Raw genomic sequence first — 17717 nt, 5'->3', positions numbered from 1 at the left:
TGTGTTCGTATGGTCCACGAGGATGCGGCGTGGAGCAGGATGGAGCCTGCTGCTGTACCTGCTGGCCAGCCCTGTACTGGCCGAGCAGTTGCGCGTACGCATCACCCCGGAAAACCCGGACCTCAAGGCGAATGTCGAGGGTTACATCGGCGAACTGGAGGACAAGGACCGCGACGAACTGCTGCGCCTGAGCCGCATCGCCGGCGCCCAGGCGCGCCAGGCCGCCGAGGCCCTGGGCTACTACCGTGCGCAGATTCGCACCGAGGTAAGCACCTCCGCGACGCCGCGCCTGACGGTACGCATCGATGCCGGCGAGCCGGTGCGCCTGCGCAATGTCACGGTGCGCATCGAAGGTCCCGCCGCCAGTCAGGCGGGTTTCCAAAAGCTCGATCTGGAGCGCCTGCGCCCGGGGCAGGTGCTCAACCACGGTGATTACGAGGCGGTGAAGGGCCGCATCGAAAGCCAGGCCTCGCGCTTCGGCTACTTTGCCGGACGCTTTGTGCAGCAACGCATCCAGGTGGACCCGGTCGCCAGCCATGCGGACATCGAGCTGATCTACCGGAGCGGCGAGCGCCACCGATTCGGTGAAATTGCCTTCACGGGCAAGCACCCCTTCGAGGACCAGCTGCTGCGCCGCATGCTGCCATTCGAGCCGGGAACGCCCTACGACAGCGAGCTGATCGCCGAGCTGCACCAGAACCTGCAGGGCAGCGGCTACTTCGAAAGCATCCGCGTGGACGCCGCGCCGAGCCTGGCGCAGGCCGGGGTGATTCCGGTGGAAGTGCGCCTGGATACCCGCAAGCCGCGCACCTTCGGTGTCGGCCTCGGCTACTCCACGGACGTCGGTCCGCGCGGGCGCTTCGAGTGGACCCGTCACTGGCGCAATCCCCAGGGGCACAGCTACGGCATCGATACCGAGTGGTCCGCGCCCCGTCAGAACGTCGGGCTCTGGTACGACATGCCGGGCGACAAGCCGCTCACCGACAAGCTGCGCCTGGCCGGCGGCTACCAATACGAGGAACTGGCCGACACCGACAGTCTGAGCAAGCTGATCAGCATCGGTCCGGAGTGGCACAGTCTGCGCCCCAACGGCTGGCAGCGCGTGTTGTCGCTCAAGTGGCAGCATGAGGAATACCGGCTGGGCGACGACGAAGGCATCAGCACGCTGCTGCTGCCGGGCGTCGGTTATTCCTACCTCAAGAGCGACAACCGCCTCGATCCCAACCGGGGCTATCGCGTGCAATTCGAAATCGCCGGCGCCCAGGAAGGGCTGGGCTCGGATGCCAGCGTGGTGCATGGCGAGGTCAGCCTGCGCGGACTGATCACCCTGGCCGAACGGCACCGCTTTCTCGGCCGGGTGCAGTTTGGCGGTACTGAAACCGATGACTATTCCTCGGTACCACCCTCGCTGCGCTTCTTCGCCGGTGGCGACCAGAGCGTGCGCGGCTACGACTACCAGAGCTTGTCGCCGACCAACTCCCAGGGCGACCGCGTCGGCGGTCGCTACATGCTGGCGGTCAGCGGCGAATACCAGTTCTCCCTGACGCCGACCTGGCGCCTGGCGACCTTTGCCGATCACGGCAACTCGTTCAACTCGCTGGAAATTCCCTCGCTGAAGAGCGGGGTCGGCTTCGGCGTACGCTGGGTGTCGCCGGTCGGCCCGCTGCGTCTGGATCTGGCGCATCCGCTGGATGGCAACGGCGGTCTGCGCCTGCACTTTTCCATGGGTCCCGAATTGTGATGCGTGTCGTCAAATGGAGCCTGCTGGCTCTGCTGGTCCTCTGCCTGGTGGCGGTGACGGCCGCTGCCGTGGCGCTGGGCACGGGCGCTGGCAGTCGCTGGCTACTGGGCCACGTGCCGGGCCTGCAGGTGCAGGGCTTCGAGGGCCGCCTGGCCGGCGACTGGCGGGCGGATCGCCTGGAATGGCAGCAGGACGAACGGCGCGTGACCCTGGTGGCCCCGCAGCTGGACTGGTCGGCCCGCTGCCTTTTTCAGCTGCGCCTGTGCATCAAGCGCCTCGAGGCCCAGGACGTGCAGCTGGTATTCCCGCCGTCTGCTGAGGCCCCCCTTCGAGAAGCGCAGGCCATTCAGTTACCGGCGCTGGACCTGCCGCTGCGCATCGAATTGCGCCAGGCCGCCATCGGCAGCCTATCGCTCAACGGCAGCGAACTGCTGCATGACCTGCAGCTGAATGCCTACTGGAACGACCAGGGCCTGCGCATCGAGACGCTGCGGGTGGAGCAGGGCGATTCGCTGCGCCTGGTCGCCTCGGGCCAGTTGAAACCGAGCGGGCAGTGGCCCTTGCAACTCAACGGCGACCTGATCCTGCCGGCACCGGACGAGCGTCCCTGGGCCCTGGCGCTGCGGGCCGAAGGCGAACTGCAGCGCACGCTGCACCTGGTCATCGACAGCGGCGGCTACCTGGCAGGCCGGGTGGAAGGCGAGGTGCAGCCCCTGCAGCCCAACCTGCCCGCCAGCCTGCTGCTGAGCGCCACGGGCTTCAAGGCCAGCGGCGCACTGCCCGATACGCTGACCCTCAACCACCTGCGTCTGCAGGCCGAAGGTGATCTGCAGGCCGGCTACCGCATCAGCGGCGGGGCGCAACTGGCGGCCGAGGAACGGCCGATCGCAGTTGCCCTGCAAGGACGGGTGACTGCAGCTGAGGCGCAGATCGAGCAGCTGCGCCTGGACGCCGGCAGCGCGCAATCCGTGCAGCTGAACGGCACGCTCGGCTGGCGCGAGGCGCTGAGCGCCGAGGCGCAGCTGCAATGGCGCGATTTTCCCTGGCTGCGCCTGTACCCGATGGAACCGCCGCCGGTGACCCTGCGCCGGCTGGACGCGCAGATCAGCTATCTGGACGGCGGTTATCTGGGCCATTTCAGCGGCAACCTGGACGGCCCGGGGGGGCCGTTCAGCCTGTCCAGCCCGGTCAGCGGCAACCTGGGCGAAGTGCACCTGCCGTCGCTGCGCCTGGAGGCCGGGCAGGGCAGCGCCGAAGGCCAGCTCAGCCTCGGCTTCGCCGACGCCATCCGCTGGAATACCCGCCTGGTACTGTCCGCGCTCAACCCGGCCTATTGGGTGGCCGACCTACCGGGCAATCTCGACGGCACACTGGTCAGCCAGGGCGCGCTCAAGGATGAAAACCTGGATGCCCAGGCCGATCTGCAACTGCGCGGCGAACTGCGCGGCCTGCCGGCAACCCTGGCGCTGGACGGCCGGGTGGAAGGGCAGCGCTGGGTGCTGCCGCAACTGAATCTGCAATTGGGTGACAACCGTATCCAGGGCCGCGGCCTGCTGAACAGCGAACTGGCCGCCGAGCTGGAGCTGGCCCTGCCGCGCCTGGACCAGCTGTGGCCGGATCTGCAGGGTGCCCTACAGGGGCGACTGGACCTGAGCGGCACCCGGGAACAGCCGCGCGGGGTGCTGGACCTTGCAGGGCGCCGACTCGCGTATGGCGACTCCCGCATCGCCACCCTGAATATCCAGGGCAACCTGGTGGAGCAGAACCAGGCGCGCCTCGCCCTGGTTGCCGAAGGATTGCAGACCGGCGACTCCGACTGGGGCCGCCTGACCCTCACCGGCCATGGCGATCTCGAAACCCAGGCCGTGGCGCTGCAACTGAGTGGCGACCTGCTGGAGGCCGAGCTGGGCGTGGCGGGGCGTCTGGAGCAGAGCGACGCCGGCTGGCATTGGCAAGGCCAGCTCGAGGAGGCGCGCCTGGCCGCCGAGGAACAGCGCTGGCAACTGCAGGCGCCCGCGGCGCTGGAGCGTTTTGCCGATGGGCGTCTGACGCTTGGGCCGCAATGCTGGCGGTCGGGTAGCGCGAGCCTGTGCGGTGAAGGCGAACAACGGCTGCTGCCGGAGCCGAGCCTGCGCTACCGACTGCGCGATTTCGACCTGGCCAGCCTGGCGCGCTGGTTGCCGGATGATTTCCAGTGGCAGGGCGAGCTGAACGGCGATGTCGAACTGGACCTGCCGGAGGGCGGCCCGCAAGGCCGGGTGCGTCTGGATGCCGGGCGCGGCACGTTGCGGGTCCGCGAAGGCGGCGAATGGGTCGATTTCCCCTACCAGGCGCTGCAGCTCGACAGCCAGCTGCGACCGGAGCAGGTGGATGTGCAGGCGCGCTTCGACGGTGGTGAACTGGGCGAACTGCGCCTGGAAGCGCGCATCGATCCGCGTGGCGAGGAAAAACCGCTGACGGGTACCTTCGCCCTGCGCGGGCTGAACCTGGCGGTCGCCCGGCCATTCGTGCCCCAGGTCGGGCAACTGGAAGGCCAGATCAACGGCAACGGGCAACTGGCCGGCACGCTTCAGGCACCGCAGGTCAACGGCCAGCTGCGCCTGAGCGAAGGGCGGGTGGCTGGCGGTGAGCTGCCGACCCCGCTGGAGAATCTGCAGATCCTCGGTACCCTCAGCGGCCAGCGCCTGGACCTGGACGGCGGTTGGCGCAGTGGTGAACGCGGCGAAGGCCGGATCGCTGGCTGGCTGTCGTGGCAGGGCGCACCGTCCGCCGACATCCGCGTGTCCGGCACGCGCCTGCCCGTGGTGGTGCCGCCCTATGCCGATCTGGAGGTGGCGCCGGACCTGCGCATCCAGCTGGCGGGGCAGGGGTTGTCGCTCAGCGGGCGCATCGCCGTGCCGCGCGGCGATATCACCATCCGTGAACTGCCACCTTCGACGGTGAAGGTGTCGCCCGACGTGGTCATCGTCGGCGAGGAAGCCGCCGACACGGGCCAGGCCGTGCCGATCCGCATGGACATCACCGTGGTGGTCGGCCAGGAGGAGCTGAACTTCTCCGGCTTCGGCCTGACCGCCGATGTGGCCGGTGATATCCACATCGGCAACCAGCTGGATACACGCGGCGAGCTGGCCCTGACCCGCGGCCGCTACCGGGCCTATGGGCAACGCCTGACTATTCGCCGGGCGCGCCTGCTGTTCGTCGGTCCCATCGACCAGCCGTTCCTCGACGTGGAGGCGATTCGCCGGGTCGACGAGGTGGTGGCGGGCCTGCGTATCACCGGCAGCGCCGCCGCGCCCCGCGTCGAGGTGTTCTCCGAGCCGGCCATGGCCCAGGAACAGGCGCTTTCCTATCTGGTGCTGGGGCGTCCGCTGGGCAGCGGCGATGACGGCGTGGGTGACGGTGCCCTGCTGGCCCAGGCGGCCATCGGGTTGGGCCTGGCGGGCAGCGCCGGCATCACCGGCAATATTGCCCGGCAGCTGGGCATCAAGGACTTCCTGCTGGAAACCGAGGGCAGCGGGGCGCAGACCAGCGTGGTGGCCAGCGGACGCCTGTCCGACCGTCTGACCCTGAGCTACGGGGTCGGCGTGTTCGATTCGGTGAACACCCTGGCGCTGCGCTATCGCCTCAGCCGTCGGGTGTTCCTGGAGGCGGCCAGTGGTCTGGCCAGCTCACTGGATATCTTCTATCGCCGGGATTTTTGAGCAATCGCCTCGCTGATCACCGGAAATGGCTTGCCGATCGACGAAAGTGGCCCGATTCTCCACCGGGTCCAACCCACAGGGAGAAATGCCATGGAAGCGATACAGAATCTGGTCAATAAACTGAACGGCCTCGTCTGGGGGCCACCGATGCTGGTGCTCATCCTGGGTACCGGTTTCGTCCTGATGCTGTACCTGCGCTTCATGCCGCTGCGGCAGATCGGCCCCGGTTTCCGACTGATGTGGCAGGGGCGGGCGAAGGGCGAGGAGGGCACTGGCGAGATCAGCCCGTTCCAGGCGCTGATGACCACCCTGGCGGCGACCGTGGGTACCGGCAACATCGCCGGGGTAGCCACTGCGATCTTTCTGGGCGGGCCCGGCGCACTGTTCTGGATGTGGATGACCGCGCTGGTGGGTATGGCCACCAAGTACTGCGAAGTGGTACTGGCTGTGCATTACCGCGAGAAGGACGCACGGGGCGAGCACGTTGGCGGCCCCATGTATGCGATCCGCAATGGCCTGGGCCGCAAGTGGGCCTGGCTGGGCGGGGCCTTCGCGCTGTTCGGCGGACTGGCCGGTTTCGGTATCGGCAACATGGTGCAGGTCAACAGCATGGCGCACGCGCTGGAAACCACGTTCAGCGTGCCCCTGTGGGTGACCGGCCTGGCTGCCATGCTGCTGACCGGCCTGGTGATCCTCGGCGGCATCCGTCGCATCGGCCTGGTGGCCGCGGCCCTGGTGCCGTTCATGTGCGTGGCCTATGTGCTGGCCGCGCTGGTCGTGCTGATCATCAACATCGACGCCATTCCCGGCGCCTTCGCGCTGATCTTCGAGCATGCCTTCAGTCCCATCGCCGCCACCGGCGGCTTCGCCGGCGCGGCCGTGATGGCCGCCATCCGTTACGGCGTGGCGCGCGGTATCTTCTCCAACGAGGCGGGCCTGGGCACTGCGGGCATCGCCCAGGCGGCCGGCACCACCGACAGTGCGGTGCGCTCCGGCCTGATCGGCATGCTGGGTACGTTCATCGACACCATCATCGTCTGCTCCATGACCGGCCTGGCGATCATCTGCTCCGGCGTGTGGTCCAGCGGGGTAAGCGGGGCGGCGCTCTCCGCGGCGGCCTTCGAGTCGGCGATGCCGGGCTTCGGCGGCGCGCTGCTGACCGTGGCGCTGGTCACCTTCGCCTATACCACCATCCTGGGCTGGAGCTTCTACGGTGAGAAATGCTGGGAGTTCATGATAGGCACGCGGGCCATCTGGCCGTTCCGGGTGGTCTGGGTACTGGCGGTGCCGATCGGTGCGATGACCCAGCTGGACTTCACCTGGCTGGTGGCCGACACCCTCAACGGTCTGATGGCGATTCCCAACCTGGTGGCGTTGTTGCTGCTGAGCCCGGTAGTGGTGCGCCTGACCCGCGCGTATTTCGCCAACCCGGCGCCGGTGCGGGTGTGATCCGCACGCTGCCATGCTTAAATTGCCAGCTTCGCAACCCCCCAATCCCACTAGAAGGATTAAGCAAATGGCTCAAGTGACCATGCGTGGCAACCCCATCGAGATCTCCGGCAACCTGCCGCAGCCCGGTCAACCGGCACCGGCGCTCAGCCTGGTCGGTACCGACCTGGCCGACGTGACCCTGGCCAGCTTCGCCGGCAAGCGCAAGGTGCTGAACATTTTCCCCAGCATCGACACGCCGACCTGTGCCACCTCGGTGCGCAAGTTCAACACCGAGGCCTCCGGCCTGGAAAACACCGTGGTGCTGTGCATCTCCGCCGACCTGCCGTTCGCCCAGAAGCGTTTCTGCGGGGCCGAAGGGCTGCAGAACGTGGTCAGCCTGTCCACGATGCGCGGCCGCGAGTTCCTGCAGGACTATGGCGTCGCCATTGCCAGCGGCCCGATGGTCGGCCTGACCGCCCGTGCCGTGGTGGTGCTGGACGAACAGGACAAGGTCCTGCACAGCGAGCTGGTTCCGGAAATCGGCCAGGAGCCCGACTACCAGGCCGCTCTGGCTGCGCTGCGCTGAGTCACCTGCGCCCCGGTCTCCCGGGGCGCTTTCTTCCGGCGATTCACCCCTCCTTACAATTCCCGCCGCACCCGCAGGTAAAACTGCGGTAAAGAGCCTTTGCAGGCGCTCGCACAGTCCTTATGGTGCGGCCATTCGATTTGTCCCAGGCGCAATCCGTCATGTCCGAGTCTCCTTCCACCCTGTCGCGCAACCTTCGCCGTGGCGGGCTGCTGGTATTGCTGGTTCTGCTCGCGCTATTGGCCTGGTGGCTGTGGCCCGCCGGCAAAGCACCGACCGGTGCGGGCGGACTGGGTGGCCCTGGCGCCGGTCCGGCACGCTTCGGGTTCGGCGGCCCGGTTCCGGTGCGCGTCGCGCCGGTGACCCGGGGTGATTTCCCCATCGAGCTGCGCGCCCTGGGCACCGTCACCGCCTACAACACCGCCCATGTACGGACGCGGGTGGGCGGCGAGCTGGTCAAGGTGCTGTTCGAGGAAGGCCAGCGCGTCAAGGCCGGCGATCTGCTGGCGGTGATCGATCCGCGCCCCTACGAAACCGCGCTGCGCCTGGCCGAGGGTCAGTTGCAGCAGACCCGCGCCCAGCTGAAGAACGCCGAGATCGACCTGGCCCGCTATCAGGGCCTGTACAAGGAAGACTCCATTGCCCGTCAGACCCTGGATACCCAGCAGGCGCTGGTCGCCCAGTACCAGGGGCAGCTCAAGGTTCAGCAGGCCACCGTCGAGGAGGCGCGCCTGAACCTGGACTTTACCCAGATCCGCGCACCGATCTCCGGGCGCCTCGGCCTGCGCCAGGTCGATCTGGGCAACCTGCTGACCAGCAACGACAGCACCGTGCTGGTGACCATCACCCAGACCGAGCCCATCGCGGTCAGTTTCACCCTGCCGGAGGGCGAGCTGCCCCCGGTGCTGGAGCAGTTGCGCGCCGGCCAAACACTGAACGTGGAGGCCTGGGACCGCGCCGAGCGCCAGGTATTGGCGCAAGGACAGCTGGAAAGCCTCGACAACCAGATCGACACGGCCACCGGCACCCTGCGCCTCAAGGCCCGCTTCGCCAACAGCGACCAGCGCCTGTTCCCCAACCAGTTCGTCAACGCGCGCCTGCGGGTCAGCACCCGCCAGCAGGCCATGCTGATTCCCGCTGCCGCCCTGCAGTACGGCTCGCGCGGCACCTTCGTCTATGTGGTGGGCGAGGGTGACACCGTCGAGCTGCGCCAGGTCAGCGCCGGGCCCAGCAGCGGTGAACTGACGGTCATCGAGTCCGGCGTACAGCCCGGCGAGCGCCTGGTGCTGGAAGGCACCGACCGCCTGCGCGACGGTTCGCCGGTACAGGTGATCGAAGACACGCCGGCGGCCACCGCCAAGCGCGACGCATGAACATCTCGCAGCCCTTCATCCTGCGCCCGGTGGCCACCACCCTGCTGATGGTGGCCATCTTTCTCAGCGGACTGATCGCCTACCGGATGCTGCCGGTTTCCGCGTTGCCGGAGGTGGACTATCCGACCATCCGGGTCATGACGCTGTACCCAGGCGCCAGTCCCGAGGTGATGACCCGCGCGGTGACCGCGCCGCTGGAGCGCCAGTTCGGGCAGATGCCCGGCCTGCAACAGATGTCCTCGACCAGCTCCGGTGGCGCCTCGGTGATCACCCTGCGTTTCAGCCTGGAAGTCGAACTGGACGTGGCCGAACAGGAAGTGCAGGCCGCCATCAACGCGGCCAGCAACCTGCTGCCCAACGACCTGCCGGCCCCGCCGGTGTACAACAAGGTCAACCCCGCGGATACCCCGGTGATGACCCTGGCCATCACCTCGCCAAGCATGCCCCTGTACCGGGTGCATGACCTGGTGGACACCCGCATGGCGCAGAAACTGGCGCAGATCAGCGGCGTCGGCCTGGTCAGTCTGGCCGGCGGGCAACGGCCGGCGGTGCGCATCCGGGTCAATCCCGAGGCGCTGGCCGCCTACGGGCTGAACCTTGCCGATGTGCGATCGCTGATCGGCGCCTCCAACGTCAACCAGCCCAAGGGCAACTTCGACGGCCCGACCCGGGTCTCGCAGCTGGATGCCAACGACCAGTTGCGTTCGGCCGAGGAGTACGCCGAGCTGATCATCAGCTACCAGAACGGCGCCGTGCTGCGCCTGAAGGACGTGGCAAGCATCGTCGACGGCGCCGAGAACGAACGCCTGGCCGCCTGGGCCAACCGCAGTGGTGCGGTGCTGGTGAATATCCAGCGTCAGCCGGGGGCCAACGTCATCGAGGTGGTGGATCGCATCCGCGCGCTGCTGCCGCAGATCACCGCCAGCCTGCCGGCCAACCTGGACGTGACGGTGCTCACCGACCGCACCCAGACCATTCGCGCCGCCGTCAGCCATGTGCAGTTCGAGCTGCTGCTGGCGGTGTGCCTGGTGGTGCTGGTCACCTTCCTGTTCCTGCGCCGGCTGTCGGCGACGGTCATTCCCTCGATCGCCGTGCCGCTGTCGCTGATCGGCACCTTCGGGGTCATGTACCTGGCGGGGTTCTCCATCAACAACCTGACGCTCATGGCGCTGACCGTGGCGGCGGGCTTCGTGGTGGATGACGCCATCGTCATGCTGGAGAACATCGCCCGCCACCTGGAGGCGGGTGAAACGCCGCTGCAGGCCGCCCTCAAGGGCGCGAAGCAGATCGGCTTCACGCTGATCTCGCTGACCTTCTCGCTGATCGCCGTGCTGATTCCCCTGCTGTTCATGGAGGATGTGGTCGGGCGACTGTTCCGCGAGTTCGCCATCACCCTGGCGGTGGCGATCCTGATTTCGCTGGTGGTGTCACTGACCCTGACGCCGATGATGTGCGCGCGTTTCCTGCGTCAGGAGCGCGAGGGCGGCCAGGGGCGCTTCTACCGCGCCGCCGGCGACGTCATCGAGCGCATGATCGCCGCCTACGACAAGGGCCTGCACTGGGTGCTGCGCCATCAGCCACTGACCCTGCTGGTGGCCATCGCCACCCTGGGACTGACCGTGCTGCTGTACCTGATGGTGCCCAAGGGCTTCTTCCCGGTGCAGGACACCGGCCTGATCCAGGGCATATCCGAGGCGCCGCAGAGCATTTCCTTCCAGGCCATGGGCGAACGCCAGCAGCGTCTGACCGAGGTGATCCTGCAGGATCCGGCCGTGGCCGGCCTGTCCTCGTACATCGGCGTGGATGGCGACAATCCGACCCTGAACAGCGGCCGCCTGCTGATCAACCTCATCCCGCACACCGAACGCGACGTGACCGCCAGCCAGGTGATCGAGCGGCTGCGCCCGCAGCTGGCGGCGATTCCCGGCATTGAGCTGTACCTACAGCCGGTGCAGGACCTGACCATCGAGGACCGGGTCAGCCGCACCCAGTTCCAGTTCAGCCTGGAATCGCCGGATGACGCCTTGCTGGAGGAGTGGACACCGCGGCTGGTCGAAGCCCTGCGCGCACGCCCGGAGCTCAGCGATGTGGCCAGCGACCTGCAGAACCGGGGGCTGCAGCTGTTCCTGGATATCGATCGCGATGTCGCCGCGCGGCTGGGCATCAGTGTCGCGGACATCACCGATGCCCTGTACGACGCCTTCGGCCAGCGACAGATCTCCACCATCTACACCCAGGCCAGCCAGTATCGCGTGGTGCTGGAAACCACCGGCGCCGACCGCCTGGGGCCCCAGGCGCTGCGCCAGGTGCACCTGGCCACCCGCGACGGCGGCCAGGTGCCGCTGTCGGCACTGGTGCGCCCGGAAGAGCGGGCCACGCCGCTGCTCATCAATCACATCGGCCAGTTCCCGGCGGTAACGCTGTCCTTCAACCTGGCCCCGGGCGTGTCCCTCGGCGAGGCGGTGGCGGTCATCGAGCGGGTGGAGCAGGAAATCGGCCTGCCGGCCGGCATCGTCCGCCAGTTCCAGGGCGCCGCGCAGGCCTTCCGCGCCTCGCTGTCCAGCACGCTGCTGCTGATCCTGGCGGCCATCGTGACCATGTACATCGTGCTCGGCGTGCTCTACGAGAGCTACATCCACCCGATCACCATCCTCTCCACGCTGCCGTCGGCGGCGGTCGGCGCGCTGCTCGGGCTGCTGCTGACCGGCAACGACCTGGGGTTGATCGCCATCATCGGCATCATCCTGCTGATCGGCATCGTCAAGAAGAACGCCATCATGATGATCGACTTCGCCCTGGAGGCGGAGCGCCATCAGGGCATGGCCCCGCAGGCCGCCATCCACCAGGCGGCGCTGCTGCGCTTCCGGCCGATCCTGATGACCACCCTGGCCGCGCTGTTCGGTGCCATTCCGCTGATGTTCGCCACCGGTTCCGGCGCCGAGCTGCGCCAGCCGCTGGGTCTGGTGCTGGTCGGCGGCCTGCTGCTCAGCCAGCTGCTGACCCTGTTCACCACGCCGGTGATCTACCTGTACTTCGACCGCCTGAGCCGGCGCTTCACCGGGCGAAGCGCGGCGGGAGTCGCCGCGGACGGCGCCCGACCATGAATCTTTCCGCGCCGTTCATCGTTCGGCCGGTGGCTACGCTGCTGATCAGCCTGGCCATCCTGCTGGTCGGCGCGCTGAGCTTCGGCCTGCTGCCGGTGTCGCCGCTGCCGAACATGGATTTCCCGGCCATTACCGTGCAGGCCAACCTGCCGGGCGCCAGTCCGCAGATCATGGCCTCCACCGTGGCCACGCCCCTGGAGCGGGCGCTGGGCGGCATCGCCGGCATCAACGAGATGACCAGCCGCAGCAGCCAGGGCAACACCCGCATCATCCTGGTGTTCGACCTGGACCGCGACATCAACGCCGCCGCCCGCGAAGTGCAGGCGGCGATCAACGAGGCGCGCCCGCTGCTGCCCAGCGGCATGCGCAGCATGCCCACCTACAACAAGATCAACCCCGCCCAGGCGCCGATCATGGTGCTGTCGCTGACCTCGCCGGTGCTCGGGCAGGGCGAGCTGTACGACATCGCCAGCTCCATCGTCGGCCAGAAACTGTCCCAGGTTCCCGGGGTGGGCGAAGTACAGGTGGGCGGCAGCTCGCTGCCGGCGGTGCGCATCGAGCTGCAGCCACGGCTGCTGGACCAGTACGGCGTGGCCCTGGATGAGGTGCGCCAGGCCATCGCCGACGCCAATCGCCAGCGCCCGAAGGGCGCCGTGTCGGATGAGCAGCGCCACTGGCAGATCCAGGCCAACGACCAGTTGCGCAAGGCCGCCGATTACATTCCCCTGATCATTCGCTACCAGGACGGCGCGGCGATTCGTCTGGGCGATGTGGCCAGCGTGCGCGACGCGGTGGAGGACCGCTACAACAGCGGCTTCTACAACGACGAGCAAGCGGTGCTGGTGGTGATCAACCGCCAGGCCGGTGCCAACATCCTGGAGACGATCGAGGCCATCAACGCCCAACTGCCAGCGCTGCGTGCGGTGATTCCCGCCAGCCTCGAACTGGATGTGGCCATGGAGCGTTCCTCGGTGATCCGTGCCACCCTGCGCGAGGCCGAACGCACCCTGCTGATCGCCGTGGGGCTGGTGATCCTGGTGGTATTCGCCTTCCTCGGCCACTGGCGGGCGGCGCTGATTCCCGCGCTGGCGGTGCCGGTCTCGCTGATCGGCACCTTCGCGGCCATGTACCTGTGGGGTTTTTCGCTGAACAACCTGTCGCTGATGGCGCTGATCGTAGCCACCGGTCTGGTGGTGGACGACGCCATCGTGGTGCTGGAGAACATCGCCCGGCACATCGAGAACGGCGACAAGCCGCTGGCGGCGGCACTGAAGGGTGCGAAGGAGGTGGGCTTCACCCTGCTGTCGATGAACCTGTCGCTGGTCGCAGTGTTCATCTCCATCCTGTTCATGGGCGGCATCGTCGAGCGGCTGTTCCGCGAGTTCTCGCTAACGCTGGCGGCGGCGATCCTGATTTCCCTGCTGGTCTCGGTGACCCTCACACCGATGCTTTGCGCGCGCTGGCTGAAGGCCGGCAGTGAACGCGAGGCAAGCACCGTGCGGCGGGCCGGCAAGCGCCTGCAGGGCAGGGTGCTGGCCGGCTACGCACGCAGCCTGGACTGGGCGTTGCGCCATACCCGCCTGATGCTGCTCCTGCTGCTGGGCACCATCGCGCTGAATGTCTACCTCTACGTGGCGGTGCCCAAGACCTTCCTGCCACAGCAGGACACCGGCCTGCTGATGGGCATGATCCGCGGCGATGACGGCCTGTCCTTCCAGGTGATGCAGCCGAAGATGGAACAGTTCCGCCAGGCCGTGCTGACCGATCCGGCGGTGGAAAGCGTGGCCGGCTTCATCGGCGGCAGTGGCGGCATCAACAACGCCTTCATGATGGTGCGCCTCAAGCCGCTGGCCGAACGACGCATCGGCGCCCAGCCGGTGGTCGATCGCCTGCGTCGCGAGCTGCCGAAGATTCCCGGGGCGCGGCTGTTCATGATGGTCAACCAGGACCTGCAGATCGGCGGCCGCCAGCGCAGCACGGAAAACGAATTCGTGCTGCTGGCCAGCGACCTGGAGGACCTGCGCATCTGGCTGCCCAGGGTGCGCGAAGCGCTGCGTGCCTTGCCGCAGCTGACTGATATCGACGCCAGCGAAGGCGAGGGCGCCCAGCAGATCACCCTTCAGGTGGATCGCGAAACCGCCAAGCGCCTAGGCGTGGACATGGCCACGGTGACCAGCGTGCTGAACAACGCCTTCAGCCAGCGGCAGATCTCCACCATCTACGACACCCTCAACCAGTACAGCGTGGTGATGGAGATCGATCCGCGCCATGCCCAGCATCCCGAGGCCCTGGATCGCGTGCAGGTGATCGCCGCCGATGGCAGCCGCGTGCCGCTGTCGGCCTTTTCGCGCTGGGAGCGCAGCCTGGAAGAGGATCGCGTCAGCCACCAGAGCCAGTTCGCCGCGGAGAGCATCGGCTATTCGGTGGCGCCCGGTTACAGCGCCGATCAGGCGGTGGCGGCGATCAACGAGGCGGTGGCGCGGGTCGGCCTGCCCACCGAGGTGCAGGGGCTGATCGGCGGCACCGGTGGCATGCTGCAGCAGACCCAGCAGGGCCAGCCGCTGATGATTCTCGGCGCGCTGGTAATCGTCTACATCGTGCTGGGCGTGCTCTACGAGAGCTACGTGCACCCGCTGACCATCCTCTCCACGCTGCCCTCGGCCGGCGTCGGCGCGTTGCTGGCCATCCAGCTCACCGGCGGGCAGTTCAGCCTGATCTCGCTGCTCGGCCTGTTCCTGCTGATCGGTATCGTGAAGAAGAACGCCATCCTGATGATCGACCTGGCCCTGCAGCTGGAGCGCGAGGGGCGCGACTCCCTGGCCTCCATTCGCGAGGCCTGCCTGCTGCGCTTCCGGCCGATCCTGATGACCACCCTGGCGGCGATTCTCGGCGCGCTGCCGCTGCTGCTCGACAGCAGCGAAGGCGGCGAGATGCGCCAGCCGCTGGGCCTGGCCATCGTCGGCGGCCTGCTGCTCAGCCAGCTGCTCACCCTGTACACCACGCCGGTGGTGTACCTGTATTTCGACCGCCTGCGCCAGCGCTTCGCCCGCCGGCGCGGACACACCGCAGTGGATGCCGCCTGATGAACGCTCCCTTTCGATTACTCACCCTGGCCCTGCTCGTCGGCAGCCTGAGCGCCTGCGCGCTGGGACCGGACTACCAGCGCCCCGAACTGGACATTCCCGAACAGTACCGCCAGGTGCAGGGCTGGAAGCCGGCCGCGCCCGCCGACGCCCTGGAGCGCGGCGCCTGGTGGTCGCGGTACGACGACTGGGAGCTGGATGCCCTGGTCGAGCGCCTGAATGTGTCCAACCAGAACCTGGCGGCGGCCGAGGCGCAGTACCGTCAGGCGCGCGCGTTGGTGCGGGGCGCGCGGGCTGCCTTCTATCCGACCGTCAGCGCCGGCGTCGAGGCCGGACGCAGCTCCTCCGGGTCGGGTTCCCAAGGCGTGACGTCAAGTAGTCGTCAGGATTCCTACGATGCCAATCTGGGCCTGAACTGGCAGTTGGACCTGTGGGGCCGTTTGCGCCGCACTCTCGAGTCGGAGCGTGCCAACGCCCAGGCCAGCCAGGCCGACCTGGCCGCCGCGCGGCTGAGCCTGCAGGCCGAGCTGGTACAGAACTACCTGCAATTGCGCGTATTGGATGAACAGCGCCGCCTGCTGGATGCCACCCTGGAGGGCTACCAGCGTTCGCTGACTCTGACCGAGAACCAGTACCGGGCGGGCATCGCGCCGAAATCCGACGTCAGCCAGGCGCTGACCCAGCTGAAAAGCACCCAGGCGCAGGCCGTGGATCTGGAGTGGCAGCGCGCCCAGTTGGAACATGCGATTGCCGTGTTGATCGGACTGCCGCCAGCGAAATTCTCGATCAGCGTCCGTCAGGGCGTACCTCAACTCCCGGATGTTCCACCGGCGCTGCCGTCACAGCTGCTGGAGCGCCGCCCCGACGTGGCCTCGGCCGAGCGCAGCGTGATAGCGGCCAACGCCGGAATCGGCGTGGCCAGGACCGCCTGGTTTCCCGACCTGAGCCTGTCGGCCCTGGGCGGCTATCGCGGCAGCAGCTTTGCCGACTGGATCAGCCTGCCGAATCGCTACTGGTCGCTGGGGCCGGCGCTGGCTCTGGAGCTGTTCGATGGCGGCGCACGGCGCGCCGAGCTGGAACGCGCCGAGGCGGCTTATGACCAGACGGTGGCGCAATACCGGCAGACGGTGCTGGACGCCTTTCGCGAGGTGGAAGACGCACTGGTCGAGCTGAGCGTGCTGGAGCGCGAACAACAGTTGCAGCAGGAAGCCGTGGCCGCCGCCCGGGAGTCCCTGCGCCTGATAGGAAACCAGTACCGAGCCGGTACGGTGGACTTCAACAGTGTCGTCATTGTGCAGGCGGCAGCGCTCAACAACGAACGCTCGGCATTGACGCTGCTGGGCAACCGCCTGCGCGCCAGCGTGCAACTGGTCGCCGCGCTGGGTGGCGGTTGGGAAACCAGGGAACTGGCAGAGCAATAAGAGCGCCCACTTCGGGGATCGGCTTTGCACCATCCCCTGTAGGGCCGGCTTTACGCCGGCCGACGGAGTCAAATTCCCAGCTAGGGCGGGGCTCCCACCACCGCCGGCCGGGATAAACCCGGCCCTACAGGTTCGGCGTTGCAGCATCGGCGCAAGCAGGATCGCCTAGGCCGGCTTTACGCCGGCCGACGGAGTCGAGTCACGCAAGGCCGGCCAGGATTCCCACCATTGTCCGGTTATTCCTCGCGCCGGTTGGAAGCGCGCGCCGCCTTGAGCACGTCGGGGCCGATGTCCGCTTCGAAATGCCGCCAGACCGGCTCCATCGCGGCCCGCCAGGCCTCGCGCTCGCGGGGACTCAAGCTGATGATCTGGCTGCGCCCGGAGGCCGCCACGCGCTGCCGGTCCTGCTCGTTGAGCTGCGCGGCCTCGCGGTTCACCGCGTAACTCACCTCGTCGATGATCGCCTCCAACTGCGTGCGGATGCGATGCGGAATGGCGTACCAGAAGCGCGCATTGGTCACCAGCATGTAATCCAGCACGCCGTGGTTGGTTTCGGTGATGTACGGCTGCACCTCGTGGAAGCGCTGGCTGTAGAGGTTCGACCAGGGATTCTCGGCGCCTTGCACCTGGCCGCTGGCCAGGGCCTCGAACACCTGGGAGAAGGCCAGGCGGGTGGTCTGCGCCTTCACCTGACGGAATTGGGTTTCCAGCACATCGGACTGCTGAATGCGGAAGTTCAGCCCGGCCGCGTCGGCCGGCAGGCGCAGCGCGCGGGTCGCCGAAAGCTGCTTCATGCCGTTGTGCCAGTACCCCAGCCCGAGGATGTAGTGCTGCTCCATCGAATACAGCAGCTGGCGTCCCTTGGCGCGCTTCTGGAAGCGGTCCACCGCTTCCAGGTCGTCGAACAGGAAAGGCAGGTCGAAGACCCGCAACTGGTGGGTATAGGTCTCGAACTTGGCCAGCGACGGCGCCAGCAACTGCACCTTGTTGTCACGCAGCGCGGCCAGCTCATCGGCGTCGCCGTACAGGCTGGAGTTGGGGAAAACCTCGACCTTCACCAGGTCGCCCAGACGTTCTTCCACCAGTTGTTTGAACAGCAGCGCGCCCTTGCCCTTGGGTGTGTCTTCGGCGACTACATGGGAGAAGCGGATGACGATCGGGGCGGCATTCGTTTCAACGGCACCGGCCAGGATGGCGATGCCGAGACAAACTGCCATGACTGTCTTGATCACGGAGTTTCCTTTTTCTTGTTTCTGGAAGAGGGCGTCGACCACCAG

At 67.5% G+C, this 17717-nt stretch carries 9 protein-coding genes; 8 read left to right on the top strand and 1 reads right to left on the bottom strand.

Annotated features, from left to right (window positions below):
• Positions 1-22 precede the first annotated feature (22 nt).
• The 8 genes from VL129_RS15690 (at position 23) to VL129_RS15655 (ending at position 16440) form a co-directional block, all read left to right on the top strand.
• A complete protein-coding gene (locus VL129_RS15690; RefSeq protein WP_325414329.1) occupies positions 23-1741 on the top strand; it encodes an autotransporter assembly complex protein TamA in 1719 nt (572 codons plus the stop codon).
• Complete coding sequence (locus tag VL129_RS15685) at positions 1741-5442, top strand: translocation/assembly module TamB domain-containing protein (protein WP_325414327.1); 3702 nt, start codon at positions 1741-1743, stop codon at positions 5440-5442. The genes VL129_RS15690 and VL129_RS15685 overlap by 1 nt, the downstream gene beginning before the upstream one ends.
• Before the next feature lie 90 nt (positions 5443-5532).
• Complete coding sequence (locus tag VL129_RS15680; protein WP_325414325.1) at positions 5533-6891, top strand: alanine/glycine:cation symporter family protein; 1359 nt, start codon at positions 5533-5535, stop codon at positions 6889-6891.
• Positions 6892-6958: 67 nt separating this feature from the next.
• Positions 6959-7459 carry a thiol peroxidase gene (tpx, locus tag VL129_RS15675; RefSeq protein ID WP_325414323.1) on the top strand — a complete coding sequence of 167 codons (501 nt, stop codon included), beginning with the start codon at positions 6959-6961 and terminating at the stop codon, positions 7457-7459.
• A gap of 161 nt (positions 7460-7620) precedes the next feature.
• A complete protein-coding gene (locus tag VL129_RS15670) occupies positions 7621-8832 on the top strand; it encodes an MdtA/MuxA family multidrug efflux RND transporter periplasmic adaptor subunit (RefSeq protein ID WP_325414321.1) in 1212 nt (403 codons plus the stop codon).
• The gene (locus VL129_RS15665; RefSeq protein ID WP_325414319.1) at positions 8829-11936 is read left to right on the top strand and encodes an MdtB/MuxB family multidrug efflux RND transporter permease subunit; all 3108 of its coding nucleotides are present in this window, start codon (positions 8829-8831) and stop codon (positions 11934-11936) included. The genes VL129_RS15670 and VL129_RS15665 overlap by 4 nt, the downstream gene beginning before the upstream one ends.
• Positions 11933-15019, top strand: coding sequence for an efflux RND transporter permease subunit (locus VL129_RS15660; RefSeq protein WP_325414317.1), 3087 nt, complete (start codon positions 11933-11935; stop codon positions 15017-15019). The genes VL129_RS15665 and VL129_RS15660 overlap by 4 nt, the downstream gene beginning before the upstream one ends.
• The gene (locus VL129_RS15655; RefSeq protein WP_325414315.1) at positions 15019-16440 is read left to right on the top strand and encodes an efflux transporter outer membrane subunit; all 1422 of its coding nucleotides are present in this window, start codon (positions 15019-15021) and stop codon (positions 16438-16440) included. The genes VL129_RS15660 and VL129_RS15655 overlap by 1 nt, the downstream gene beginning before the upstream one ends.
• A 236-nt stretch (positions 16441-16676) precedes the next feature.
• On the opposite strand, the gene VL129_RS15650 is transcribed toward VL129_RS15655, so the two are convergent.
• On the bottom strand, positions 16677-17657 hold the full coding sequence (locus tag VL129_RS15650; protein ID WP_325414440.1) for a DctP family TRAP transporter solute-binding subunit: 981 nt from the start codon (positions 17655-17657) through the stop codon (positions 16677-16679).
• Positions 17658-17717 lie beyond the last annotated feature (60 nt).

The sequence above is a fragment of the Pseudomonas sp. genome (assembly GCF_035497915.1).
Classification (GTDB): Bacteria; Pseudomonadota; Gammaproteobacteria; order Pseudomonadales; family Pseudomonadaceae; genus Serpens.
This window is presented reverse-complemented; position numbering and strand designations above follow the sequence as displayed.